Annotated in this window: 29 protein-coding genes and 1 tRNA gene; 20 read left to right on the top strand and 10 right to left on the bottom strand. The window is 65.7% G+C overall.

The window, feature by feature from the left end; translation table 11 throughout:
* Window positions 1-6 precede the first annotated feature (6 nt).
* Window positions 7-498 (bottom strand): cation:proton antiporter regulatory subunit, encoded by a 492-nt coding sequence (locus CHINAEXTREME_RS14000; RefSeq protein ID WP_007141984.1) that lies wholly within the window; start codon window positions 496-498, stop codon window positions 7-9.
* A gap of 93 nt (window positions 499-591) precedes the next feature.
* Window positions 592-960 carry a methylglyoxal synthase gene (locus tag CHINAEXTREME_RS13995; RefSeq protein ID WP_007141983.1) on the bottom strand — a complete coding sequence of 123 codons (369 nt, stop codon included), beginning with the start codon at window positions 958-960 and terminating at the stop codon, window positions 592-594.
* 150 nt (window positions 961-1,110) lie between these two features.
* Between CHINAEXTREME_RS13995 and CHINAEXTREME_RS13990 the strand changes: the two genes are divergently transcribed.
* Window positions 1,111-1,536, top strand: a complete 426-nt coding sequence (locus CHINAEXTREME_RS13990; protein WP_007141982.1) for a VOC family protein — start codon at window positions 1,111-1,113, stop codon at window positions 1,534-1,536.
* Between the two features lie 209 nt (window positions 1,537-1,745).
* Window positions 1,746-2,543: an orotidine-5'-phosphate decarboxylase gene (pyrF, locus tag CHINAEXTREME_RS13985; protein ID WP_007141981.1), complete on the top strand. Its 798-nt coding sequence runs from the start codon at window positions 1,746-1,748 to the stop codon at window positions 2,541-2,543.
* A 6-nt stretch (window positions 2,544-2,549) separates the two neighbouring features.
* Here pyrF and CHINAEXTREME_RS13980 read toward each other — a convergent pair whose 3' ends face one another.
* Window positions 2,550-2,819 carry a hypothetical protein gene (locus tag CHINAEXTREME_RS13980; protein WP_007141980.1) on the bottom strand — a complete coding sequence of 90 codons (270 nt, stop codon included), beginning with the start codon at window positions 2,817-2,819 and terminating at the stop codon, window positions 2,550-2,552.
* A gap of 1 nt (window position 2,820) precedes the next feature.
* Window positions 2,821-3,006, bottom strand: coding sequence for a hypothetical protein (locus tag CHINAEXTREME_RS13975; RefSeq protein WP_007141979.1), 186 nt, complete (start codon window positions 3,004-3,006; stop codon window positions 2,821-2,823).
* 187 nt (window positions 3,007-3,193) lie between these two features.
* Here CHINAEXTREME_RS13975 and CHINAEXTREME_RS13970 point away from each other — a divergent pair, with 187 nt between their 5' ends.
* On the top strand, window positions 3,194-4,795 hold the full coding sequence (locus CHINAEXTREME_RS13970; RefSeq protein WP_007141978.1) for a GTPBP1 family GTP-binding protein: 1,602 nt from the start codon (window positions 3,194-3,196) through the stop codon (window positions 4,793-4,795).
* Between the two features lie 10 nt (window positions 4,796-4,805).
* Here CHINAEXTREME_RS13970 and CHINAEXTREME_RS13965 read toward each other — a convergent pair whose 3' ends face one another.
* From CHINAEXTREME_RS13965 to CHINAEXTREME_RS13940, 6 genes are all read right to left on the bottom strand, one after another.
* Window positions 4,806-5,498, bottom strand: coding sequence for an HD domain-containing protein (locus CHINAEXTREME_RS13965; protein WP_007141977.1), 693 nt, complete (start codon window positions 5,496-5,498; stop codon window positions 4,806-4,808).
* A gap of 5 nt (window positions 5,499-5,503) precedes the next feature.
* Window positions 5,504-6,436, bottom strand: coding sequence for a methenyltetrahydromethanopterin cyclohydrolase (mch, locus tag CHINAEXTREME_RS13960; RefSeq protein WP_007141976.1), 933 nt, complete (start codon window positions 6,434-6,436; stop codon window positions 5,504-5,506).
* Window positions 6,437-6,550: 114 nt separating this feature from the next.
* A complete protein-coding gene (locus CHINAEXTREME_RS13955) occupies window positions 6,551-6,760 on the bottom strand; it encodes a heavy-metal-associated domain-containing protein (protein WP_007141975.1) in 210 nt (69 codons plus the stop codon).
* Between the two features lie 67 nt (window positions 6,761-6,827).
* A complete protein-coding gene (locus CHINAEXTREME_RS13950) occupies window positions 6,828-7,151 on the bottom strand; it encodes an MTH1187 family thiamine-binding protein (protein ID WP_007141974.1) in 324 nt (107 codons plus the stop codon).
* A 98-nt stretch (window positions 7,152-7,249) separates the two neighbouring features.
* Window positions 7,250-7,579 carry a HalOD1 output domain-containing protein gene (locus tag CHINAEXTREME_RS13945; protein WP_007141973.1) on the bottom strand — a complete coding sequence of 110 codons (330 nt, stop codon included), beginning with the start codon at window positions 7,577-7,579 and terminating at the stop codon, window positions 7,250-7,252.
* Window positions 7,580-8,081: 502 nt separating this feature from the next.
* A tRNA-Gly gene (locus CHINAEXTREME_RS13940) sits at window positions 8,082-8,152 on the bottom strand.
* Between the two features lie 460 nt (window positions 8,153-8,612).
* Between CHINAEXTREME_RS13940 and CHINAEXTREME_RS13935 the strand changes: the two genes are divergently transcribed.
* The 17 genes from CHINAEXTREME_RS13935 to CHINAEXTREME_RS13855 all read left to right on the top strand — a co-directional run bounded on the left by CHINAEXTREME_RS13935 (window position 8,613) and on the right by CHINAEXTREME_RS13855 (window position 19,920).
* Entirely contained in the window at window positions 8,613-10,712 is a 2,100-nt protein-coding gene (locus CHINAEXTREME_RS13935; RefSeq protein ID WP_007141972.1) for a cupredoxin domain-containing protein, read from the top strand.
* A 254-nt stretch (window positions 10,713-10,966) separates the two neighbouring features.
* On the top strand, window positions 10,967-11,857 hold the full coding sequence (locus CHINAEXTREME_RS13930) for a putative RNA uridine N3 methyltransferase (protein ID WP_007141971.1): 891 nt from the start codon (window positions 10,967-10,969) through the stop codon (window positions 11,855-11,857).
* A gap of 4 nt (window positions 11,858-11,861) precedes the next feature.
* Window positions 11,862-12,881 (top strand): 50S ribosomal protein L3, encoded by a 1,020-nt coding sequence (locus tag CHINAEXTREME_RS13925; protein ID WP_007141970.1) that lies wholly within the window; start codon window positions 11,862-11,864, stop codon window positions 12,879-12,881.
* A 3-nt stretch (window positions 12,882-12,884) separates the two neighbouring features.
* Complete coding sequence (gene rpl4p / locus CHINAEXTREME_RS13920; RefSeq protein WP_007141969.1) at window positions 12,885-13,637, top strand: 50S ribosomal protein L4; 753 nt, start codon at window positions 12,885-12,887, stop codon at window positions 13,635-13,637.
* The gene (locus CHINAEXTREME_RS13915) at window positions 13,634-13,888 is read left to right on the top strand and encodes a 50S ribosomal protein L23 (protein WP_007141968.1); all 255 of its coding nucleotides are present in this window, start codon (window positions 13,634-13,636) and stop codon (window positions 13,886-13,888) included. The genes rpl4p and CHINAEXTREME_RS13915 overlap by 4 nt, the downstream gene beginning before the upstream one ends.
* Window positions 13,889-13,890: 2 nt before the next feature.
* Entirely contained in the window at window positions 13,891-14,613 is a 723-nt protein-coding gene (locus tag CHINAEXTREME_RS13910; protein ID WP_007141967.1) for a 50S ribosomal protein L2, read from the top strand.
* A complete protein-coding gene (locus tag CHINAEXTREME_RS13905; RefSeq protein WP_007141966.1) occupies window positions 14,610-15,032 on the top strand; it encodes a 30S ribosomal protein S19 in 423 nt (140 codons plus the stop codon). The genes CHINAEXTREME_RS13910 and CHINAEXTREME_RS13905 overlap by 4 nt, the downstream gene beginning before the upstream one ends.
* 7 nt (window positions 15,033-15,039) lie before the next feature.
* Window positions 15,040-15,534 carry a 50S ribosomal protein L22 gene (locus CHINAEXTREME_RS13900; protein WP_007141965.1) on the top strand — a complete coding sequence of 165 codons (495 nt, stop codon included), beginning with the start codon at window positions 15,040-15,042 and terminating at the stop codon, window positions 15,532-15,534.
* The gene (locus CHINAEXTREME_RS13895; RefSeq protein ID WP_007141964.1) at window positions 15,534-16,490 is read left to right on the top strand and encodes a 30S ribosomal protein S3; all 957 of its coding nucleotides are present in this window, start codon (window positions 15,534-15,536) and stop codon (window positions 16,488-16,490) included. The genes CHINAEXTREME_RS13900 and CHINAEXTREME_RS13895 overlap by 1 nt, the downstream gene beginning before the upstream one ends.
* A complete protein-coding gene (gene rpmC / locus CHINAEXTREME_RS13890) occupies window positions 16,490-16,717 on the top strand; it encodes a 50S ribosomal protein L29 (RefSeq protein ID WP_007141963.1) in 228 nt (75 codons plus the stop codon). Before CHINAEXTREME_RS13895 ends, rpmC begins: the two co-directional genes overlap by 1 nt.
* 7 nt (window positions 16,718-16,724) lie before the next feature.
* Complete coding sequence (locus tag CHINAEXTREME_RS13885) at window positions 16,725-17,234, top strand: ribonuclease P protein component 1 (RefSeq protein ID WP_007141962.1); 510 nt, start codon at window positions 16,725-16,727, stop codon at window positions 17,232-17,234.
* Window positions 17,225-17,659 carry a 30S ribosomal protein S17 gene (locus tag CHINAEXTREME_RS13880; protein WP_007141961.1) on the top strand — a complete coding sequence of 145 codons (435 nt, stop codon included), beginning with the start codon at window positions 17,225-17,227 and terminating at the stop codon, window positions 17,657-17,659. Before CHINAEXTREME_RS13885 ends, CHINAEXTREME_RS13880 begins: the two co-directional genes overlap by 10 nt.
* The gene (locus CHINAEXTREME_RS13875; protein WP_006671111.1) at window positions 17,659-18,057 is read left to right on the top strand and encodes a 50S ribosomal protein L14; all 399 of its coding nucleotides are present in this window, start codon (window positions 17,659-17,661) and stop codon (window positions 18,055-18,057) included. Before CHINAEXTREME_RS13880 ends, CHINAEXTREME_RS13875 begins: the two co-directional genes overlap by 1 nt.
* Window positions 18,058-18,061: 4 nt before the next feature.
* Window positions 18,062-18,430: a 50S ribosomal protein L24 gene (gene rplX / locus CHINAEXTREME_RS13870; protein WP_007141960.1), complete on the top strand. Its 369-nt coding sequence runs from the start codon at window positions 18,062-18,064 to the stop codon at window positions 18,428-18,430.
* On the top strand, window positions 18,427-19,179 hold the full coding sequence (locus CHINAEXTREME_RS13865) for a 30S ribosomal protein S4e (RefSeq protein WP_007141959.1): 753 nt from the start codon (window positions 18,427-18,429) through the stop codon (window positions 19,177-19,179). Before rplX ends, CHINAEXTREME_RS13865 begins: the two co-directional genes overlap by 4 nt.
* Window positions 19,176-19,712 carry a 50S ribosomal protein L5 gene (locus tag CHINAEXTREME_RS13860; protein WP_007141958.1) on the top strand — a complete coding sequence of 179 codons (537 nt, stop codon included), beginning with the start codon at window positions 19,176-19,178 and terminating at the stop codon, window positions 19,710-19,712. The genes CHINAEXTREME_RS13865 and CHINAEXTREME_RS13860 overlap by 4 nt, the downstream gene beginning before the upstream one ends.
* Complete coding sequence (locus CHINAEXTREME_RS13855) at window positions 19,705-19,920, top strand: 30S ribosomal protein S14 (protein WP_007141957.1); 216 nt, start codon at window positions 19,705-19,707, stop codon at window positions 19,918-19,920. The genes CHINAEXTREME_RS13860 and CHINAEXTREME_RS13855 overlap by 8 nt, the downstream gene beginning before the upstream one ends.
* Window position 19,921: the final 1 nt, after the last annotated feature.

Raw genomic sequence — 19,921 nt, 5'->3', positions numbered from 1 at the left:
GGTCGCTTAGACCTCGGATTCGCGGAGCAGTCGTTCGAACTCCTGACAGTCCTCCCGGTCGCCGATGACGACGACGGTGTCGTCGGGTTCGATGACGGTCTCCGGCGTGGGCGGGGTGATCAGTTCGTCATCGCGCTGGATCGCGATGACCGAGACGCCGGTCCGCTCCCGGACCTCCGCGTCCCCGATCGAGACGCCCGCCAGCTGGGCGTCGTCGTCGACCCCGTACCACTCGATGAACGTCTCGTCCGACAGCATCGTCTCGACTCGGTCGGTCCGGACCGGCTGGAAGTACGCCCCCTCGAGGATCGTCCCGATCTTGCGCGCGAGCCGATCCGACGCCTCGAACACCTTCTCGCTGTCGGCGTCCTCGTCGGCTTTCGTGAAGACCTCCCGTTTCCCCGTATTGTGGGTCACGATGACCAGTCGTTCCCCGTTTTCGAGTTCGACCTCGTATTTCTTCCCGACGCCGGGGAGGTCGCTCTCGTAGATGGTCATGGTGATACGAGGTGGTGCCACGATCATAAAAGACGCGACGGAACCGACTGCGGGCTTGGGCGGGATCCCTGGCCGGCCACTGCCCGGGGCCGCTCACTCGGCGAGCCCCTCGACGAGGTACTCGGCAGACGCGAGGTTGGTCGCGAGCGGGGTCTCGTGGACGTCACAGATCCGCAACAGCGCGGAGATATCCGGCTCGTGGGGCTGGGCCTGGAGCGGGTCCCGGAGGAAGACGATACCATCGAGGATACCCTCGGCGACCTCCGCGCCGATCATCAGGTCGCCGCCGAGCGGTCCGGACGCCTTGCGCTCGATGTCGAGGTCCGTCTCCTCGAGCAGCCGCTTTCCGGTGGTACCGGTCGCGATCAGTTCGCACTCGTCGAGCAGGTCCTCGTTGTCCTGGACGAACTCGATCAGATCCGGTTTCTTCTCGTCGTGGGCGATGAGAGCCACGCGGGGCATACCGGACGGTCGTACGCCAGGGAGATAACGGTACGGACCGGAGCGAACGCCCCGGCTGACTCGGACCCGCGGACTCGAGGGGGAGGTATCGGGGACGAACGCGGGCCCGGAGTCGAACGTTTTTCGTAGCTACTCGCCCCACGATCGGGCATGGCACGCCAGGCCCCTGCCGCCCACCACGTCGGTATCACCGTCAGTGACCTCGAGACCGTCCTCCCGTTCTACCGCGATACGCTCGGTCTCGAGGTCGTCGACCGGTTCGAGGTCGCGGGCGAGGAGTTCTCCGTGGCCGTCGACGTCGAGGACGCGAGCGCCCGGTTCGCCCACCTCGCGGCCGACGGCTCCCGGATCGAACTCGTCGAGTACGACCCCGAGGCCCGCGGTTCGCCGGCCGCCGGTCTCAACCAGCCCGGCGCGGTCCACGTCGGCCTCTCGGTCGACGACCTCGAGTCGTTCTACCGCGAGTTGCCCGACGACGTCCGAACGATCAGCGAACCCCGGACGACCGAGAGCGGGACGACGATCTGTTTCCTCCGTGATCCGGAGGACAACCTGATCGAACTGCTCGAGGCCTGATACTGTCGGACAGAAGTCAATACGAAGTCGATCGTGAATTCGGCGTCGTCGCCACCGGTGACGACTTCAGGGGAACGATCGGCTTCACGTAGTTCTGTCCAACAGTATGAGTCTGCACCGATCGGTAGCTCGCGCGGCCGCCGGCGTTGGACCTCCGGCAGGATAGCAACCTTTTCGACGGTTGGGGCTCCACTCGAGTCCAACATCGCATGAACTTCTTCGATCGCCTCCACGACCGGATCCGGACGGTCGACAGCGTCGTCAGCGTCGGCCTCGACCCCGACCTCGACCGGATTCCGGACCACCTCCACGAGTACGACCTGCCCCGCTGGGCGTTCAACCGACGGATCATCGACGCCACCCACGAACACGCCGCCGTCTTCAAGCCAAACGCCGCGTTCTACGAGGATCCGGACGGCTGGGCCGCCCTGGAGGAGACCGTCGCGTACGCACACGGGAAAGGTGTCCCAGTCCTGCTCGACGCCAAACGCGCCGACATCGGGAACACGACCCGCCAGTACGCACGGATCCTCGAGACGGTCGACGCGATCACGGTCAATCCCTACATGGGCCGGGACTCGCTGCAGCCGTTCCTGGCCGACGAGGAGGCCGGCGTCTTCGTCCTCTGTCGGACCTCGAACCCCGGCGGCGAGGACCTCCAGGACCTGGAACTCGAGACCGGCGAACCGGTCTACGAACGGGTCGCCGCGCTCGCCGACCTGTGGAACGAAAACGACAACGTCGGGCTCGTGGTGGGCGCGACCAAACCCGAGGAACTCGAGGAACTGCGCGAGCAGGTGCCCGACCTCCCGTTCCTCGTGCCGGGCATCGGCGCACAGGGCGGCGACGCCGAGGCGGCCGTCGAGTACGGCCTCGCGGGCGGCGTCGGGTTGGTCAACTCCTCGCGGGGGATCATTTTCGCCGGGGAGGATCGGGGCGAGGAGTTCGCGAAGGCGAGCGAACGGGCTGCAAAACGGCTCAAGAAGCGGTTGAACCGGCACCGGTAGCAGCGATCAGGACCCGTCGGCCGTATCGACGATCCGCCCCACGACGCGGCCGTCGACGATCCGTTCCTGGATTTCGACGTCGACTTCGCCACCGGTCTCGAGCGGTTCATCTGCGGACTGTGCTGCCAGTCGCTCCCCGTCTTCGACGACGATGTCGAGCGGGCTCTCCTCCCGCGGGTGGTCGGCCACCAGCCGACCGTCCCGCTCCTCGAGGACGACCCGGAGGGTCTCGCCGACGCCGAGCGACTCCGCGAGATGGTCACGTATCGACGTCACGTTAGAACCGATGGACGTCGACGTCGTCCCGGTCCTGGCCGGGTCCGGGATCCGCCCGGGCCGCACAGTCGGCACACAGCCCTTTCTCCGGTTCGAAGTGGGGATCGCAGGCGAGCGTCCCGCAGTTATCGCACCGGTGTTCGGCGGGTCGCGACTCGCAGATCTGGCAGAGGCCGCTGACGCTCATGGCCGTGATAGGTTCTCGAGCGTCTTGAAACCGGGCCCGGAACGATCCGTGCCAGGCCGCCGAGTGGACTCGTCTCCCCCTGTGTCCCCATCTCTCGAGATCGAAACTGGCTGATACACGGCGTTAGTGTGACATTAGGTACCAATGGACGGGAAGGCTTTTGCCGTGTGGGCCGTTACCGGCCCCTATGAGCCGTGACCGGGCCCTCCTCGAGCGGGCCCTGGAACGTGGCGAACAGGACGGTGGCAGCGTCGAATTCAAGGAACGACTCTCACGGGACGTCCACCTCGAGGGTGGACGACGGGAAAGTCTGGCGGCGCAGTTGCGACACCGACTGCTCTCCGGCGACGGCGAGGCGACCTACGTCGTCGGCGTCACCGACGACGGCGGCCTGGCCGGGGTCGATCCGGATACCTTCTCGGAGACGATGGACGTCCTCTCCTTGCTCGCCGAGGAGGCCGACGCCCACATCGACGACGTCCAGACGTGGGGAATCGAGGACGGACTGGTCGGGGTCGCACTGATCCAGGAAGGCGGCGTCCTCGAGACCGACGACGAACACGTCGTGATCGGCACCGCAGGCCACGTCGACCACGGGAAGAGCACGCTCGTCGGCTCGCTCGTAACGGGGAAGCCGGACGACGGCGACGGCGCGACGCGAGCGTACCTCGACGTCCAGCCCCACGAGGTCGAACGCGGACTGTCGGCCGACCTCTCGTACGCGGTCTACGGCTTCGACGACGACGGGCCAGTCCGGGTCCGCAACCCCAACCGCAAGTCCGATCGTGCGGCAGTCGTCGAGGAGGCCGACCGCCTGGTCTCGTTCGTCGACACCGTCGGCCACGAGCCCTGGCTCCGGACGACGATCCGCGGGCTCGTCGGGCAGAAACTCGACTACGGGCTGTTGGTCGTCGCCGCCGACGACGGTCCTACGCGGACCACGCGGGAACACCTCGGCGTCCTGCTCGCGACCGACCTCCCGACCATCGTCGCGATCACCAAGACCGACGCCGTCTCCGACGAGCGCGTCGAGGAGGTCGAACGCGAGGTCGAGAGCCTGCTTCGGGACGTCGAGAAGTCGCCCCTGCGGGTCTCGCGCCACGGCGTCGACGCCGCCGTCGAGGAAATCAGCGAGCGCGTCGTCCCCATCGTCGAGACCAGCGCGATCACGATGGACGGCCTCGAGACGCTCGACGAACTGTTCGATCGGCTGCCCAAGACCGCCCACGACGACGGCGAGTTCCGGATGTACGTCGACCGCAGCTACTCCGTCACGGGGGTCGGTGCGGTCGCCTCGGGGACGGTGATGTCCGGCGAGGTCGAGGCCGGCGACGAACTACTGATCGGGCCGATGTCCGACGGCCGGTTCCATGAAGTCGAGGTGCGCTCCATCGAGATGCACTACCACCGCGTCGATGAGGCCCAGGCGGGCCGCATCGTCGGCATCGCGCTGAAAGGGATCAAGGAGAGCGCCATCGAGCGGGGGATGGTCCTGCTCCCGCGCGAGGCCGACCCCGACCCCGTCCGCGAGTTCGAGGCCGAGGTGATGGTGCTCAACCACCCGACCCGGATCGGGGACGGCTACGAACCGGTCGTCCACCTCGAGACGATCGGCGAAGCGGCGGCCTTCTACCCGGAGAACGGCCGCCTGCTCCCCGGCGACACCGGCGAGACCACCGTCCGGTTCAAGTTCCGTCCGTATCTCGTCGAGGAGGGACAGAAGTTCGTCTTCCGGGAGGGTCGGAGCAAGGGCGTCGGAACGGTGACCGACGTCCACCCGATGGAGTGAGGCCGACCCCTTATAGCCGACACTCGCGCCCGATCTCCCCTTCGTAGGCCGACCTGATCCGCTCGAACAGCCGCTCGCCGAACGTCGTCTGCAATCGCGGCGCCGCCGTCGCGAAGAACTCGTCCAGGTCGTCGTACTCGTCGAAGTGCTCGTTGTCCTCGTCGGCGTCGTAACGCCCCTCGCGTTCGTACGTGAGCGCCTGCAGACAGTTCTCGATGAGGTCCATTTCCTTGACGAACCGGGCGGTCGGCGTCTCCCGCCGCTCGTACTCCTCCCAGAGGTGAAAGAGGTCCGTCCCCGCGTTTTCGCTCGCGGGGTTGGCCCCATCGTCCTCGAGTTCGAGTCCGAACGGGGCGAGCATTGCGGTCATCGCCTCCCGTTCCGCCCGTTCCTTCTCGGTGTCGGAGATCCGTTCCCGCCCCTGCTCGGCGCGAGTCGGAACATCGCCGGTGCGCGCCTCCGCGAGGTCGTGAACCAGTGCCATCTCTACCGCTCGGCTGCGGTCTACGTCGTCGTCGACCGCCTCGTGGTCGGCGTACAGCAGACAGAGCGTCGCCGTCCCCCAGGTGTGGGCCGCCACCGACTCCGGCTCCTCGACGCCCCGGAGCACCCAGCCGGTGCGGCGCTCGTCTTTGAGCTCCAGGAACTCGAGCAGGGACGACAACTCGCCGTCGACCGCGTCGCCTCGATCGAACTCGACCATCGCGACTACAGACCGAACGACTCCACCAGCACGTCCTCGCTCGTCTCGCCGTAGACGTAGGTCGGGCCGCCGATCACGTCGACCGTCACCTTCGCGGGGGCGAACAGGTCGGAGGGAACCTCGTCGAACTCCCACTCGAGGTCGTCGAAGACCTCCTCGAACGGGCGGCCGTGGTCCTCGGCTGCCGTCGACGGGATCGAGTCGAAGACGTCGGCGTCCTCCCGGACGGTGAGGTGGGCGACCCCGCCGTAGGCGATCGCGTCGTTCGTGCGCGCGATGGCCGTCGCCTCGTCGTCGGCCACGGGCGCGACGGGCGCGCGGCCGGTCGCGGAGACGATATCTAGCGGGTCGTATCCGAGTTCGGACAGCCGGAAGGTCGCGAGTTCGGCCGCCCGAGCGGCGTTGGTGATGCTCCCGACGGTGCTGGCGGTCGGATAGGCGAGCAGGAAGACGCTGCTTTCCTCGACCTCCGCGAGGTCCGCGACCTGCGCGGCGGCCGATTCGGTCGGCAACTCGTCGGTTTCGACGGCCAGCGCCGTCAGGTCGAACGCGTCGGTGTAGCCGATCCGGCGGAACTCGTCCTCCTCGGCGACCAGCGCTCGCGCGGGGCCGCTGCCCAGCCCCTCGAAGTCCTCGGTGGTCAGCTCCCAGCCGGCCTTCTGGGAACACAGCAGCGAGAGGGCTGGCTGGTCGGTCGTCAGTTCCACGTACGGGATCGGCGCGCCACCGAGTTCGTCGAGTTCGTGGCTCGGCGTCGCCATCCCGGCCGTCTGGATCTCGGTCAACAGCAGTCCGGCCTCGACGCCGCCGTCGAACTCGATCCCGAAGTCCAGTACGGTCGCTTCGTTCTCGAGGTCGTAGCCGCCGACGTTCAGCTCCTCGGCGTACTCGAGGGCCTCGTCGACGAGTTCGATCGCCATCCGGTTCAGACTCTCCATGGCCGTCCTTCAGCCTCCGGCGTAAAACAGTTTGTCAGTTCTCGCGAGGGCCCTATCGCTCGACACTCGTCCCCGTTCTCGTTCCCGTTCTCTCGTCGGCAGCGCGCCCTCGTCTCAAACTGCGGGCTCGTACCCCGCGTCCTCGATCGTGTTGCCGATCGTCGCCTCGTCGACCGCGTCGCCGTCGTGTTCGACCCGTACCTCGCCGGCTTCGTGGTCGGCCGTCGCGGAGGAGACCCCCGACAGCGCCTCGAGCGCGTCGACGACGTTCTCCTCGCAGCCGCTACAGGACATTCCGCTGACGTCGATGGTGGTACGTTCCATACGCGAGAGCAGGGCCGGCCGGGAGTTGAGTGTTTTCCCTCCGGCGGGTTCGTCCGCTGAAACCACCCTAGCTGCCCTCCCCGTCCCTGTTCGTCGGCGGCCGGCCGAGCGCCTCCTCGACCGCGTCGACCTTCTCGGACGCGGTAGTCCCGCGGTCGCGCTTGTCGTCGATCTTCAACACGGTACTGACCCGGTCGGCGTCGACCGCCTCGTGGGCCGCCTGGGCCGCCGCGAACAGTTCCCCGACGTCGTCGGCCTCGATCACCGTCCCCATCGGGTTCGTCTCGTACTCGACGTCGTATCCCTCGAGGGCCGCGACGGCGTCCGCGACGTCGTCGGCCATGCTCTCCTCGATCACCGGGGCGACGCTCAACAGTGCGATGACGGTCATACGTCCACGAAGGACCGCCACGGTTCTAAATGGGCGGGGAGGGGCAATGCGACTCACGCGGACACGTGGAACGATGAAGATGGAAGAAAGGACCGCCCTCAGTTCGATGGCGGATAGATAATCACGTCGCCGTTCGCGTAGACGTAGACCTCGTGATCGAGCGCCGTGAACGCGACGTGGCCGCTCGTACGCTCGGTGCCGTCGGCCTTGGGTCGGAACAGGCGGTCGAGCGCGTCGGGATCGATGCTGTCGTAGAGGGAAAACTCACCCTGGGAGACGTCGGTCTCGGTGATCGACGTCAGGGCGTGGACGATCGTCGTCGTGATCGTCGCGGGGCCGTCGGTGTCGTGGTGGAAGACGTACCTGTCGTTGCGCTGGTCGTACTGCAGGTCGTCCGCGTCATCGGGGAGTGGGGTTTCAGTCTGCATTGCTATCTGGTGGTCAATCGTCTATTGATCCATAGTTAGCTCTGGCATAAAAGCCAACCGCCTGCTACATTAGTACTCATTCGTGAACTACTCGGCCGGCTAGGAGTCGGTGGCGCCGGCCGGACGAACGGTGGGAACAGCAGGCACAGTCGGGTGCTCGAACCCTGTCCCACCCTCGAGTCGGCCGAGCGGTCTTCTGATAGGACTCGAGACACGGTCTTCGCTCGCGACTACGGAGGATCATCTCACTCCGTTCGGCGCTGCGACCGCTCCCGTTCAACTCCAAGAGTGATTTCCGGTGTTCGGGTTCGGGCGTACTCGCGACACGCTATCGCGATCGCTCGTGAGTTTGAATGCAGAGAAATGCGCTGGCTGGGATTTGAACCACAGTCAGACGCTTGCCTCGCTTCGCTCGTCACTGCGACTGACCTGATTCAAATCCAGGACGATTTTTGGGTGAACGGACTCCTCGCTTCGCTCGTCGTCGTTGTTCTCCCAAAAATGCGCTGGCTGGGATTTGAACCCAGGTTGTGACCATGGCAAGGTCACGTGATACCACTACACTACCAGCGCCCTGCTGCACTTACACCTACTGTCGGAGGGATGTATAAGGGTTGCGAATCGATCGGAGTTAGACACAGTGGAACACGATACCGTGGGGCGGTTAGGGGACGAGAGCGATGGCCGGAGCGCGGGCATACTGCGGTCTTTTCACTTGCGACACTTCCCCCGCAGTCAGAGTCAATACTGGATAGAGACAGCGGATGTCGGTCGACCGTGATCGAGACCGTCGACCGTTGCTGAGCCGGGTGGACTCCTCGATCCGTGATCTTGCTCTCGCAAGCACAAGCGAAACACGTGTTTAGGAAATTGACAACAGAGTGTTACTTCGGGGCCCCGGATCGAAATTCGGTGTTTCCGTGACAACGAAAATGGTAGTTTATTCCGGTTGCCGGGCGACCCCAAGCAAGCCATGGTAAAACATACCAATGGCGATAACGGGAGCGTACGAGAGGTATATCGGCGGCGGTTCATGCAGACGGCAGCCAGTGCGGGAGCCGCGATGGGTGTAAGCGGGACAGCGTTCGGGCAGGACGGCGAGATTCGCCTCGGCGGGGAAACGAGCGGCTGGGTCGGGCGAGCGCCGGCCGAGATCGAGGGCGAAACGAACCCGACGCTCGTGCTCGAGCCGGGTGCGGAGTACACCCTCACGTGGACGAACGTCGACGGCGTCGCGCACAATTTCGCCATCGAGGACGAGGCCGGCAACGACCTCGTCGGTCCGACCGACCTCGTCTCGACTGAAGAGGAGAGTCAGACGGTCGAGTTCGTCGCGAGCGAGGAGATGAGCGAGTACTACTGCGAGCCACACAGCCAATCGATGCGGGGACGGATCGATGTGGCCGGCGACGAGACCGAGGCGGAAAGCGGCGGAACGGAGTCGCTCGACGCTCGGCGGCTGTCGGTACGGGACCTCGACAACTCGAACTACGAGATGCTGTACACCTACCGTAAGCGACGGGCGCTCGAGGTCCTGCTGTCCGACCCGGACGTAAACGAGGTCGTCGGGAACTTCCTGTCGGGGTTCGAAGCCTACGACGCGCTCACGGAACGGCTCGACGCGATCAGCGTGCAGGGGAGCCCGGCCGTCGAGATCGAGGGCGGAATCGATGAAGGGGCGTTCGACGTCACCGTCCGCGATCGGCAGGTCGCCTACGGGCTCGTCGATCGGGAACGGGACGAACTCGTCGGGGCGACGGTGACCGAACCGCACGACGTCTCCTGGACGGCCTGGGAGGCCGACGAGCTCGGCGAAGCGCGCCTGCGGACGGCGCTCGAGGATTCGCGGGTCCGCGACCAGATCGAGGGCAACGACTGGTATCCGCTGTTCAAGGTCGCCGAAGAGATCACGTCCGCACGCGGGATCGAACACGCGGGGGTCAGCCCCATCGTCCTGTTCGTCGTCGGGGACGACGGACTCACAGCAGTTGCGGCCTACCTCGACGTTCGCGACGACGAGGCCGGCGAAGTGGTCGACGTCGTCCGGATGGATCGGTTCGTCGAGTACCCGCCGAACGAACTGGCCGACCGCGTCGCCACGGCGGATCGATCGGTCGTCGGGGAGCTCCCCGACGTTCCGTTCGAGCAGCGGCCGTGGTACACTGCAAACGACGGTTTCCACCGGATCGAGGAACCCGAAGACTCGTTCGACCGAGCGGGGTGGAACATCGACTGGGAACCGCCCGGGGTTCACGGGATCGAAGTGACGGCCTCCTACCGCGGTCGGCCGGTGTTCGAGACCCTGGATACCCCGGTGACCTACACCGGGTACATGCTTCCGCCGCGGGGGGACGAAAACACGCGCGAGTGGTTCTTCCCGGACGACGAACCCGTCTTCAACGGCGATCTGCTGTTCTGGGACATCCACAGCGTCGACTTCGGCGGCCCAGGCCCGATCGGCGTCATCGAGTACCCCGAGGAGCCGGGTCGCCCCGCCGGCTTCCGGTTCCGGTCGCACTATCACACGGGCGCGCACGGGCGCTCGAGTCAGGACTTCCACTCCGGTCACCGCTTCGGCCCCTACAACTACGACATCTCCTACGACTTCTACGACGACGGCGTCTTCATGCCGGTCTGGCGTCGACAGGGACCCGGCTTCGTCACCGAATACGTCGGGGAGGACGACGACAGCGTCGTCCAGCACTACATCTCCTGTATCGCGATGGACGTAACGCCGGGGACGACGGAGGGAGTCGACGTCCAGGTCTTCGACGGCGACGAGTGGGTCAGACCGGACGGGGAGTTCTACGTCGAGGGCGAACCCGGCATGATCGCGCGATTCACGAACCCGAACGGCTCGGAGACGATCGACGTTCCCCTCGATCACGACAAGGAACTCGTCGTGGTCAGGCGCAAGGAAGGCGAAATCGGCGTCGAACAGCGTATCGACGACATGGACGTCGAATCGTCGTTCTACCACCCGGCACAGTACGTCGACGGCGACCCGATCCAGGGCGAACGCGTGATCGCGTGGCTGCTGATGGAAGCCGCGACCGACCAGTTGCCCCATCCGGCGGGCACCACGTCGTTCGTCACCTTCGGCGAGGTGACCCTGTCCGGGTACGAGACGTGAACTGACCTCGAGCGAGCGAAACGCGGCTGTCCGGCCGCGAGACGCGGCCGCTCCTCGAGCCGCCTCGGGGAGTTCCGGCGGCCCCGAAACGGTTCGCCGGAACCCGGCTTTCTTTCCGTGACTGGTATGTGTCCGTTCCCCACGAATTCAGGCCTGTGAGGAGTTCACAGCCGTATTCGAATCCGCTATCCTTTTAAGACCCTATCCGCAATACATCGCTACAGTCTAGTGACGCGGCGCCGAAGCGTCACGGCATGACCGTCAGCGTACTCGTGCCGTCGTCGCTCACCCGGGAAGCCGAGGACAAACGCGAGGCAACTCGCAAGCTCGGATACGTCGCCCGCGCGGCGACGATCTACCGGGTCGATCGCCTGATCGTCTATCCCGATCGGGATGGCGAAACAGGGCGGTTCGGCGACGGGTTCGTCAGTACCGTCCTGCGGTACGCCGCAACGCCCCCCTACCTCCGAAACGAGGCCTGGGGGATGCGAGACGAACTGGAGTACGTCGGCGTCTTGCCGCCGCTCCGCGCCGTGTCACGGACCGGCTCCGAATCGAACGATTCGGGGTCGTTAAGACAAGGGATCGTGACCGAGGTCGGACCTGAAGGGCGCGTCCGGGTCAATTGCGGAATGCAACACCCGATCTCCCTCAACACCCCTCCTGACATGGAGGTCGAAGAGGGGGAGCGCGTGACCGTCAGGATCTCTTCGCGACGACCGGTCCGGGCGAAGCTCGTCGATCGCCCCCTTCCGGGGCTTTCAGTCGAGCGGACGGACCTATCGGCAGCACTCGGCCGTGAGGACGCCGGCGTCCGCATCGCCGCCTCCCGACACGGTGAGGAACTCACCGTGGGGCGGCTCGAGACGCTGGCCGGACGCATCGAGGACGACGGTCTGACCGTCGCCTTCGGCGCGCCCGAGAGAGGGCTGCCGGATATCCTCGGAATCGAGGCGTCCGCCGTCGCCGTCGATCCGGATCCATCGGATCGAGGGGATTCCGACGCGGACGACGGAGTCGAACCCACACCGGCCGATCCGGGGTTCGACCTCTGGCTAAACACGGTTCCGGATCAGGGAAGCGACGTGGTGCGCACCGAAGAAGCGGTGTTCGCCACGCTCGCTCCCCTCTCACTGAGAGAGTGATAGAATGCCACAATCAAACGCACCACGGAAAGGCTCACTCGGGTTCGGCCCACGGAAGCGCGCCTCCTCGGAGGTTCCGCGCTTTAACTCGTGGCCGGACACTGACGGACAGCCGACGCTCCAGGGCTTCGCGGGCTACAAGGCCGGCATGACCCACGTCGTCATGGTCGACGATAAAGCGAACTCGCCGACCGAGGGGATGGAACAGACCGTCCCCGTGACGATCGTGGAGACGCCGCCGATGCGCGCCGTCGCCCTGCGTGCGTACGAAGACACGCCGTACGGAATGAACCCCGTAACCGAGGTCTGGACCGACGAGTTCGCACCCGAACTCGATCGCGTCCTGGACCTCCCCGGCGACGACTACGACAGCGACGCCGCCGCAGACGAGCTTCGCGGACTGCTCGAGAACGGGCGCGTCGACGACGTTCGTGCCATCACGCACACGGTACCGAGCGAGGTACCGTCCGTGCCCAAGAAGAAGCCGGACGTCATGGAGACCCGCATCGGCGGGGGCTCCGTCGACGAACGCGTCGACTTCGGCCTCGAGCTGCTCGGGGACGGTGGCGAACACGTCATGAACGACGTGTTCCGCGCCGGCGAGTACGTCGACGCAAGCGGCGTCACGAAAGGGAAAGGGACCCAGGGTCCCGTCAAGCGCTGGGGCGTCCAGAAGCGCAAGGGCAAACACGCCCGGCAGGGATGGCGCCGCCGCATCGGGAACCTCGGTCCCTGGAATCCGTCCCGCGTCCGGTCGACGGTCCCACAGCAGGGCCAGACCGGCTACCACCAGCGGACGGAACTCAACAAGCGCCTCGTCGACATGGGCGAGGGCGCAGACGCGACGGTCGACGGCGGCTTCGTCAACTACGGCGAAGTCGACGGGCCGCACGCGTTGATCAAGGGCTCGCTCCCCGGGCCGGAGAAGCGTCTCGTACGCTTCCGCCCGGCGATCCGACCCGGAGACCAGCCGCGCCTCGATCCCGAGGTCCGGTACGTCTCCACCGCATCCAACCAGGGATAACATATGGAAGCAACAGTATACGACCTGGACGGCTCGGACGCGGATTCGGTCGATCTTCCGGCGGTCTTCGAGACGCAGTACCGCCCGGACCTGATCGCCCGCGCCGTACAGGCCGCCCAGGCCAACCGGAAACAGGACTACGGTGCCGACGAGTTCGCCGGCCTCCGAACGCCGGCCGAATCGTTCGGCAGCGGCCGAGGGATGGCCCACGTCCCACGACAGGACGGACGCGCCCGACGCGTTCCCCAGTCCGTCAAGGGACGCAAGGCCCACCCGCCGAAGGCCGAGAAGGACTGGACCGAATCGATGAACACCAAAGAGCGGAAGTTGGCCGTCCGCAGCGCGATCGCTGCGACGACCGACGCCGAACTCGTCGCCGAGCGCGGCCACGAGTTCGACGAGGACCTCGAGTTGCCCGTCGTCGTCGACGACGAGTTCGAGGACCTCGTGAAAACCCGCGAAGTCGTCGAGTTCCTCGAGGCCGCCGGTCTCGAGGCCGACATCGAACGCGCCGACGAGGGTCGGGGCGTCCGTTCCGGACGTGGGAAGACCCGCGGACGGAAGTACCAGGAGCCCACGTCGATCCTCTTCGTCACCTCGAGCGAGACGGGTCCGTCCCGTGCCGCTCGAAACCTGGCCGGCGCCGACGTCGCGACGGCTGCGGAGGTCAACGCCGAGGACCTCGCGCCCGGCGCACAGCCGGGTCGACTGACGGTCTGGACCGAAAGCGCTCTCGAGGAGGTGGCAGAACGATGAGTACGGTCATCGAGCACCCGCTCGTCACGGAGAAGGCGATGAACGACATGGACTTCGAGAACAAGCTCCAGTTCGTCGTCTCTCCCGACGCCGCCAAGCCCGAAATTCGGGACGAAGTCGAGGAGCGCTTCGAGGTCTCCGTCGACGACATCAACACCCAGGTAACGATGAACGGCAAGAAGAAAGCGACAGTTCGACTCTCCGAGGACGACGACGCACAGGAAGTCGCCTCGCGAATCGGGGTGTTCTGACGATGGGACGACGCATTCTCGGACAACGACGCGGTCGCGGTACCTCCACGTTCCGTGCCCCGTCGCACCGATACAAGGCAAAGCTCGATCACAAGAAAGAGGAAGACGACGACCTCGTCCGCGGGACGGTCGTCGACATCGAACACGACCCCGCCCGCTCGGCGCCGGTTGCGGCCGTCGAGTTCGAGGACGGCGATCAGCGTCTGATCCTCGTCCCGGAAGGCATCAGCGTCGGCGAGGAGATCCAGGTCGGCGTCTCCGCGGAGATCAAGCCGGGCAACACGCTCCCGCTCGCGGAGATTCCGGAAGGGGTCCCCGTCTGTAACGTCGAGGCGAACCAGGGCGACGGCGGCAAGTTCGCCCGCGCCTCGGGTGTCAACGCGGACCTGATCACCCACGACCGCAACGCCGCGGTCGTCCAGCTGCCAAGCGGCGAGGTCAAGCGCCTCGATCCGCAGTGCCGAGCCACCATCGGCGTCGTCGCCGGTGGGGGTCGCACGGAGAAGCCGATGGTCAAGGCAGGGAACAAGTACCACAAGATGAAAGCGCGAGGCACGAAGTGGCCCCGCGTCCGCGGTGTCGCGATGAACGCCGTCGACCACCCGTTCGGTGGCGGCGGTCGCCAGCACCCCGGGAAACCGAAGTCCGTCTCGCGGGACGCCCCGCCGGGACGGAAGGTCGGTGACATCTCCTCGCGCCGTACCGGTCGAGGTGGAAACAAATGAGCCAGGAGTACCGAACCGGCCGTGAAGGTGAGTTCACCTACCGCGGTCACACGCTCGACGAGCTGCAGGACATGGAGCTCGAGGAAGTCGCGGAACTGCTACCCGCACGAAAGCGGCGAAGTATCGAACGCGGTCTCTCCGTCGAGAAGCAGAAGCTTCTCGAGGAGGCCCGCGAGAAAGGCGAGGAGGAGACCGCCAACGCGCCGATCCGAACTCATCTGCGGGACATGCCGATCCTGCCGGAGTTCGTCGGACTGACCTTCGAAGTCCACAACGGCCAGTCCTTCGAGCGCGTTTACGTCGAACCCGAGATGATCGGACACTATCTCGGCGAGTTCCAGCTGACCCGCACGTCCGTCGAACACGGACAGGCCGGGATCGGCGCGACTCGCTCCTCGAAGTTCGTCCCACTGAAGTGATCATCGTATGGGAATCAACTACTCAGTCGACGCGGATCCGGACGCGACCGCGAAAGCGATGCTCCGGGAGCGTCACATGAGCCACAAGCACAGCAAGGAGGTCGCCCGCGAAATCAAGGGCCGAACCGTCGGCGAGGCCCGGGCCTACCTCCAGGACGTGATCGACGAGGAACAGTCGGTCCCGTTCAAGTCCCACAACGCCGGTGCCGGACACCGTTCCGACATCGACGGGTGGGACGCAGGCAAGTACCCCGAGAAGGTCTCGAACGAGTTCCTCGACCTGCTCGAGAACGTCGAGGCCAACGCCGACCACCAGGGCTTCGACGGCGAGTCGATGGAAATCGTCCACGTCGCCGCCCACAAGGTCGGCGAGTCGGTCGGCCGCAAGCCCCGCGCGATGGGGCGTGCCTCCGCGTGGAACACGCCGGAGGTCGACGTCGAGATCGTCGTCGAAGAGGCCGACACCGACACCGAATCCGAGGACGAGGAGGGTGACAACTAATGGCTGACGAACAACAGTTCATCGAAAACGGCCTGCAGCGGTCCCAGATCGACGAGTTCTTCCAGGAAGAACTCGGCCGCGCGGGCTACGGTGGCATGGACGTCGCCAAGACGCCGATGGGAACCCAGATCGTCCTCAAGGCCGAGAAGCCGGGGATGGTCATCGGCAAAGGCGGCGAGAACATCCGAAAGGTCACGACCGCCCTCGAGGAGAAGTTCGACCTCGAGGATCCCCAGGTCGACGTACAGGAGGTCGACGAACCCGACCTGAACGCACGGATCGTCGCCGACCGCCTGGCCAACGCCCTAGAGCGTGGCTGGTACTTCCGGAAGGCCGGTCACACGACGATCGACCGGATCATGGAAGCCGGTGCCCTGGGTGCCGAGATCGTCCTCTCCGGGAAGGTCACGGGTGCCCGCTCGCGCGTCGAGAAGTTCAACCGCGGCTACATCAAGCACAACGGCCAGCCCGCCGAGGAGATCGTCGACGAAGGGCAGGCGACGGCCGTCATGAAGCTGGGCACGATCGGCGTCACGGTGAAGATCATCCCGCCGGACGCGCAGTTGCCCGACGACTTCGAGATCCACGAGGACCTCGATCCCGAGGAAGTCGTTCCCGAAGCCGTCGAGGCCAACGAGGCCGAAGGCGTCGAGGAACTCCTCGAGGGTGAGCCCGAAGGGGCCGAGGCCGCGGAGGCCGACTCCGGGGCCGAAGCCGAACCCGAGGCGCCGGCCGACGAGGCCGACCTCGACGAAGAGGTCGTCGAGGAAGTCATCGAAGAGGAAGTCGACGCCGACGACGCCGACGAGGAGTTCGAAGAGGTCGAAGTCCCCGGCGGCGACGAGGACGTCGAGGAAGAACTCGAGGAACTCGAGGAAGACGTCGAAGCCGAAGCCGAGGAACTCGTCGCCGAGATGGAGGACGAGGAAGACGAGTCCGAGGGAGGTGACGACTAATGGCGATCCTGCACGTCGAAGAGATCCGCGACATGACGCCTGCCGAACGGCAGGAAGAACTCGAGGAGCTCGAGACCGAACTGCTCAACCAGAAATCCGTTCTCGCGGCCGGTGGGGCCCCGGAAAACCCGGGCCGCATCGGCGAGCTTCGCCGGACCATCGCGCGGATCAAGACGATCCAGACCGAGGAAGGCGACCTCGAGGACGAAGACGAAGACGAACAGTAATACACAAATGGCACTGACACCCGAGACCCTGCCACAACACGAACTCAACGGGCTCCCCGTCCGCGTCGTCGAGAGCGACGACGAGTCGCGGGTCGGCCTCGAGGGGCGGGTCGTCATCGAGACGACCAACACCCTCTCGATCGAGGTTTGCGTTCCGCCGGAGGCGGAACGGTGGAAAGGCGGCATCGCCGCCGATCGTGACGATGGCGAGTCTCGGGTAGTGATGGTGCCGAAATCGGGCTCGACGTTCGAGTTCGCGATCACAGATGACGCCGCCGACCTCGAGAAGGGGTTGGGGACCGCGTCCAAACTGGCCGACACTCAACCTGCGGCGACCGTGCGATCGGACACCGCAGACCGAGCTGACGGCGATGCCGCCAGCTGCCGCGGCGACGGTTCGACGAACCGCCGCCGCGGTGCCGGCGAGGGCGTGGCCTACGTTACGGTCGATGGATCGCGCTTGCTCTCACGACCCGCCCGACGCACGGAAACGAATGGTGATTCACCATGGCAATAGGACTAGACGTTGAAACCCCTCCGGAACCCGAAAACCCGGAGGAATACGACTACGAGAAGTGTCCGTTCTACGGCGAGCTGTCCGTTCGAGGTCAGATCCTCGAGGGGCAGGTCGTCTCGACGGACATGGACAAGACCGTGGTCGTCGAGCGAGAGTACGACGTAGCGGTTCCGAAATACGACCGCTACATGAAGCGACGCTCGCGCATCCCGGCCCATGTGCCGGGCGTGCTCGAGCCGCTCTCGGTCGGTGACACGGTCAAGATCGCAGAGACCCGACCACTGTCGAAGACCAAATCGCACGTGGTCGTCGAAGTAACTGAAGAAGCGACCGCCGAGGACGTCGCGGAGCTGACCGGCGAGACCGAACCCGAGCCGGGCCTCTCCGACGAGGACCTCGCTGCGGGCGAAACGGGTGATCAGTGATGGAGGCGATGAAAGCCGACGTCACGCAGGGCCTGAAGAAGGGCTCGCTGGTCACCTGTGCCGACAACACCGGCGCACGCGAACTGAAAGTCGTCAGCGTCTCGGGCTACCACGGCACCAAGAACCGCCAGCCGAAGGCGGGGATCGGTGACAAGGTCACGGTCTCCGTGACCAAGGGTACCCCCGAGATGCGCCGCCAGGTCCTCGAGGCCGTCATCGTCCGCCAGCGGAAGTCGATCCGCCGGCCCGATGGCACCCGACTCAAGTTCGAGGACAACGCGGCGGTCATCATCGACGAGAACGAGGAGCCCCGCGGGACGGAGATCAAGGGGCCGATCGCTCGAGAAGTCGCCGAACGCTTCGGCGCGATCGCCTCCACCGCGACGATGATCGTATAGAACCATGACGGAGCAACCCCACAAACAGCGAACGCAGACCGAGCGTGCACCGCTGCACAAGCGACAGAAGCAGCTGCACGCGACGCTCTCCGACGAGCTCCGCGAGGAGTACGACACTCGACGCACCCGCGTCAACGCGGGCGATATGGTCGAGGTCATGCGCGGCGACCACGCCGGCGATGAAGGCGAAGTCGTCCGTGCGATCCTCGAGGACGGCGTCATCCACGTCGAAGACGTCACCGTCGAGACGGCGGACGGCGAGGAAGTGCCGCGACCGCTGGACCCGTCGAACGTCCGTATCACGGAGCTCGACCTCGAAGACGAGCGTCGCGAAGCACGCCTCGAAGGCGAAACCGAAGGTGATAGCGAATGACGAAACACCAGAAACGACTGTCGGTCCCGAAGACCTGGCCGGTCGAGCGGAAGACCGACGTGTTCACGGTCAAGGCCGGTGCCGGTCCCCATGGCGAGGAGGGCGTGCCGCTCGTCGTCCTCCTGCGGGACGTGCTCGGCTACGTGGACTCGACGAAGGAAGCACGGTACGCCCTCTCCGAGGACTCGATCCTCGTCAACGGGGAGCCGATCAACGACGAGCAGCGTCCGATCGGCATCTTCGACATCATCGCGTTCCCCGGTCGAGAGGAGTATTACCGCGTCTTCCCCGACGAGGGCGGTCGGCTCGCGCTGACCGAAATCGACGCGGACGCCGCCGAGAGCCGTCTCGGCAAGATCGAGGGCAAACAGCAGGTGTCGGGCGGCGACACCCAGCTGACGCTGCACGACGGGACGAACGTCCTCGTCGAGGGCGACGGCGGCGAGTACAGCACCAAGGACTCGATCGTCGTCGACAACGAGGACAAGTCGATCGTCGCGCACTTCCCGTACGAGGAGGGCGCCCTCGTGACGGCCGTTCGTGGCAACCACGGCGGCAAGATCGGCGAGATCGAGGACATCGACGTGACCCTCGGTAGCGGCTCGAACACCGTCACCGTCTCGACGGACGAGGGCGGGTTCGAGACCGTCGAGGAGTACGTCGTCGTCATCGACGAGAACTTCACGGGCGAGGACTCGTCCTCTGAAAACGCGAACGGTGAAACCGTGAGCACGGGTGATGACGAATGAGCGAAGCCGACACCGGATTCCACGAGATGCGCGAGCCACGCGTCGAGAAGGTCGTCGTCCACATGGGCGTCGGTCAGGGTGGCCGTGAACTCGGCAAAGCCGAGGACATCATCGAGGAGATCACGGGTCAGGAGAGCGTCCGCACCCAGGCGAAAGAGACCGAACCCGACTTCGGCATTCGCCAGGGCGACCCGATCGGTACGAAGGTCACCCTTCGTGGCGAGGACGCTCACGAGTTCCTCGAGAAGGCTCTGCCGCTCGCGGAGATCTCCGAGTCGCAGTTCGACGACACGGGCAACTTCAGCTTCGGGATCGAGGAACATACCGAGTTCCCGAGCCAGGAGTACGACCCGAACGTCGGGATCTACGGGCTGGACGTGACCGTCAACCTGGTCCGTCCGGGTTACCGCATCGCCAAGCGCGACAAGGCGACCCGCTCGATCCCGTCGAGTCACCGACTCACGACCGAGGACGCGGTCGCGTTCCTCGAGTCGACTTTCGACGCAACCGTGGAGGAGTCCGCAGATGAGTGAAAGCGAATCAGAACCAGAGACGGAATCCGAACCGGAAGCCGACGCGGCCGACCGGACCGGCGAGCACGCCGCAAAGCGTACCGGCCAGATCGAGGAGTGCCAGCGCTGTGGCCGCAAGCAGGGTCTGGTCGGCAAGTACGACATCAACCTGTGCCGCCAGTGCTTCCGAGAAATCGCCCGCGACATGGGATTCAGGAAGTACCGATAAT

This window comes from Halobiforma lacisalsi AJ5 (assembly GCF_000226975.2).
Classification (GTDB): Archaea; Halobacteriota; Halobacteria; order Halobacteriales; family Natrialbaceae; genus Natronobacterium; species Natronobacterium lacisalsi.
The sequence above is the reverse complement of the archived record's forward strand: the minus strand, read 5'-3'. Positions and strand labels throughout refer to the sequence as shown.

Bases quoted from the DNA above. Each gene is read 5' to 3' on its own strand.
- CHINAEXTREME_RS14000 (WP_007141984.1), bottom strand. From the start codon at position 498: ATGACCATCTACGAGAGCGACCTCCCCGGCGTCGGGAAGAAATACGAG.
- CHINAEXTREME_RS13995 (WP_007141983.1), bottom strand. From the start codon at position 960: ATGCCCCGCGTGGCTCTCATCGCCCACGACGAGAAGAAACCGGATCTG.
- CHINAEXTREME_RS13990 (WP_007141982.1), top strand. From the start codon at position 1,111: ATGGCACGCCAGGCCCCTGCCGCCCACCACGTCGGTATCACCGTCAGT.
- pyrF (WP_007141981.1), top strand. From the start codon at position 1,746: ATGAACTTCTTCGATCGCCTCCACGACCGGATCCGGACGGTCGACAGC.
- CHINAEXTREME_RS13975 (WP_007141979.1), bottom strand. From the start codon at position 3,006: ATGAGCGTCAGCGGCCTCTGCCAGATCTGCGAGTCGCGACCCGCCGAA.
- CHINAEXTREME_RS13970 (WP_007141978.1), top strand. From the start codon at position 3,194: ATGAGCCGTGACCGGGCCCTCCTCGAGCGGGCCCTGGAACGTGGCGAA.
- CHINAEXTREME_RS13965 (WP_007141977.1), bottom strand. From the start codon at position 5,498: ATGGTCGAGTTCGATCGAGGCGACGCGGTCGACGGCGAGTTGTCGTCC.
- mch (WP_007141976.1), bottom strand. From the start codon at position 6,436: ATGGAGAGTCTGAACCGGATGGCGATCGAACTCGTCGACGAGGCCCTC.
- CHINAEXTREME_RS13955 (WP_007141975.1), bottom strand. From the start codon at position 6,760: ATGGAACGTACCACCATCGACGTCAGCGGAATGTCCTGTAGCGGCTGC.
- CHINAEXTREME_RS13950 (WP_007141974.1), bottom strand. From the start codon at position 7,151: ATGACCGTCATCGCACTGTTGAGCGTCGCCCCGGTGATCGAGGAGAGC.
- CHINAEXTREME_RS13945 (WP_007141973.1), bottom strand. From the start codon at position 7,579: ATGCAGACTGAAACCCCACTCCCCGATGACGCGGACGACCTGCAGTAC.
- CHINAEXTREME_RS13935 (WP_007141972.1), top strand. From the start codon at position 8,613: ATGCAGACGGCAGCCAGTGCGGGAGCCGCGATGGGTGTAAGCGGGACA.
- CHINAEXTREME_RS13930 (WP_007141971.1), top strand. From the start codon at position 10,967: ATGACCGTCAGCGTACTCGTGCCGTCGTCGCTCACCCGGGAAGCCGAG.
- CHINAEXTREME_RS13925 (WP_007141970.1), top strand. From the start codon at position 11,862: ATGCCACAATCAAACGCACCACGGAAAGGCTCACTCGGGTTCGGCCCA.
- rpl4p (WP_007141969.1), top strand. From the start codon at position 12,885: ATGGAAGCAACAGTATACGACCTGGACGGCTCGGACGCGGATTCGGTC.
- CHINAEXTREME_RS13915 (WP_007141968.1), top strand. From the start codon at position 13,634: ATGAGTACGGTCATCGAGCACCCGCTCGTCACGGAGAAGGCGATGAAC.
- CHINAEXTREME_RS13910 (WP_007141967.1), top strand. From the start codon at position 13,891: ATGGGACGACGCATTCTCGGACAACGACGCGGTCGCGGTACCTCCACG.
- CHINAEXTREME_RS13905 (WP_007141966.1), top strand. From the start codon at position 14,610: ATGAGCCAGGAGTACCGAACCGGCCGTGAAGGTGAGTTCACCTACCGC.
- CHINAEXTREME_RS13900 (WP_007141965.1), top strand. From the start codon at position 15,040: ATGGGAATCAACTACTCAGTCGACGCGGATCCGGACGCGACCGCGAAA.
- CHINAEXTREME_RS13895 (WP_007141964.1), top strand. From the start codon at position 15,534: ATGGCTGACGAACAACAGTTCATCGAAAACGGCCTGCAGCGGTCCCAG.
- rpmC (WP_007141963.1), top strand. From the start codon at position 16,490: ATGGCGATCCTGCACGTCGAAGAGATCCGCGACATGACGCCTGCCGAA.
- CHINAEXTREME_RS13885 (WP_007141962.1), top strand. From the start codon at position 16,725: ATGGCACTGACACCCGAGACCCTGCCACAACACGAACTCAACGGGCTC.
- CHINAEXTREME_RS13880 (WP_007141961.1), top strand. From the start codon at position 17,225: ATGGCAATAGGACTAGACGTTGAAACCCCTCCGGAACCCGAAAACCCG.
- CHINAEXTREME_RS13875 (WP_006671111.1), top strand. From the start codon at position 17,659: ATGGAGGCGATGAAAGCCGACGTCACGCAGGGCCTGAAGAAGGGCTCG.
- rplX (WP_007141960.1), top strand. From the start codon at position 18,062: ATGACGGAGCAACCCCACAAACAGCGAACGCAGACCGAGCGTGCACCG.
- CHINAEXTREME_RS13865 (WP_007141959.1), top strand. From the start codon at position 18,427: ATGACGAAACACCAGAAACGACTGTCGGTCCCGAAGACCTGGCCGGTC.
- CHINAEXTREME_RS13860 (WP_007141958.1), top strand. From the start codon at position 19,176: ATGAGCGAAGCCGACACCGGATTCCACGAGATGCGCGAGCCACGCGTC.
- CHINAEXTREME_RS13855 (WP_007141957.1), top strand. From the start codon at position 19,705: ATGAGTGAAAGCGAATCAGAACCAGAGACGGAATCCGAACCGGAAGCC.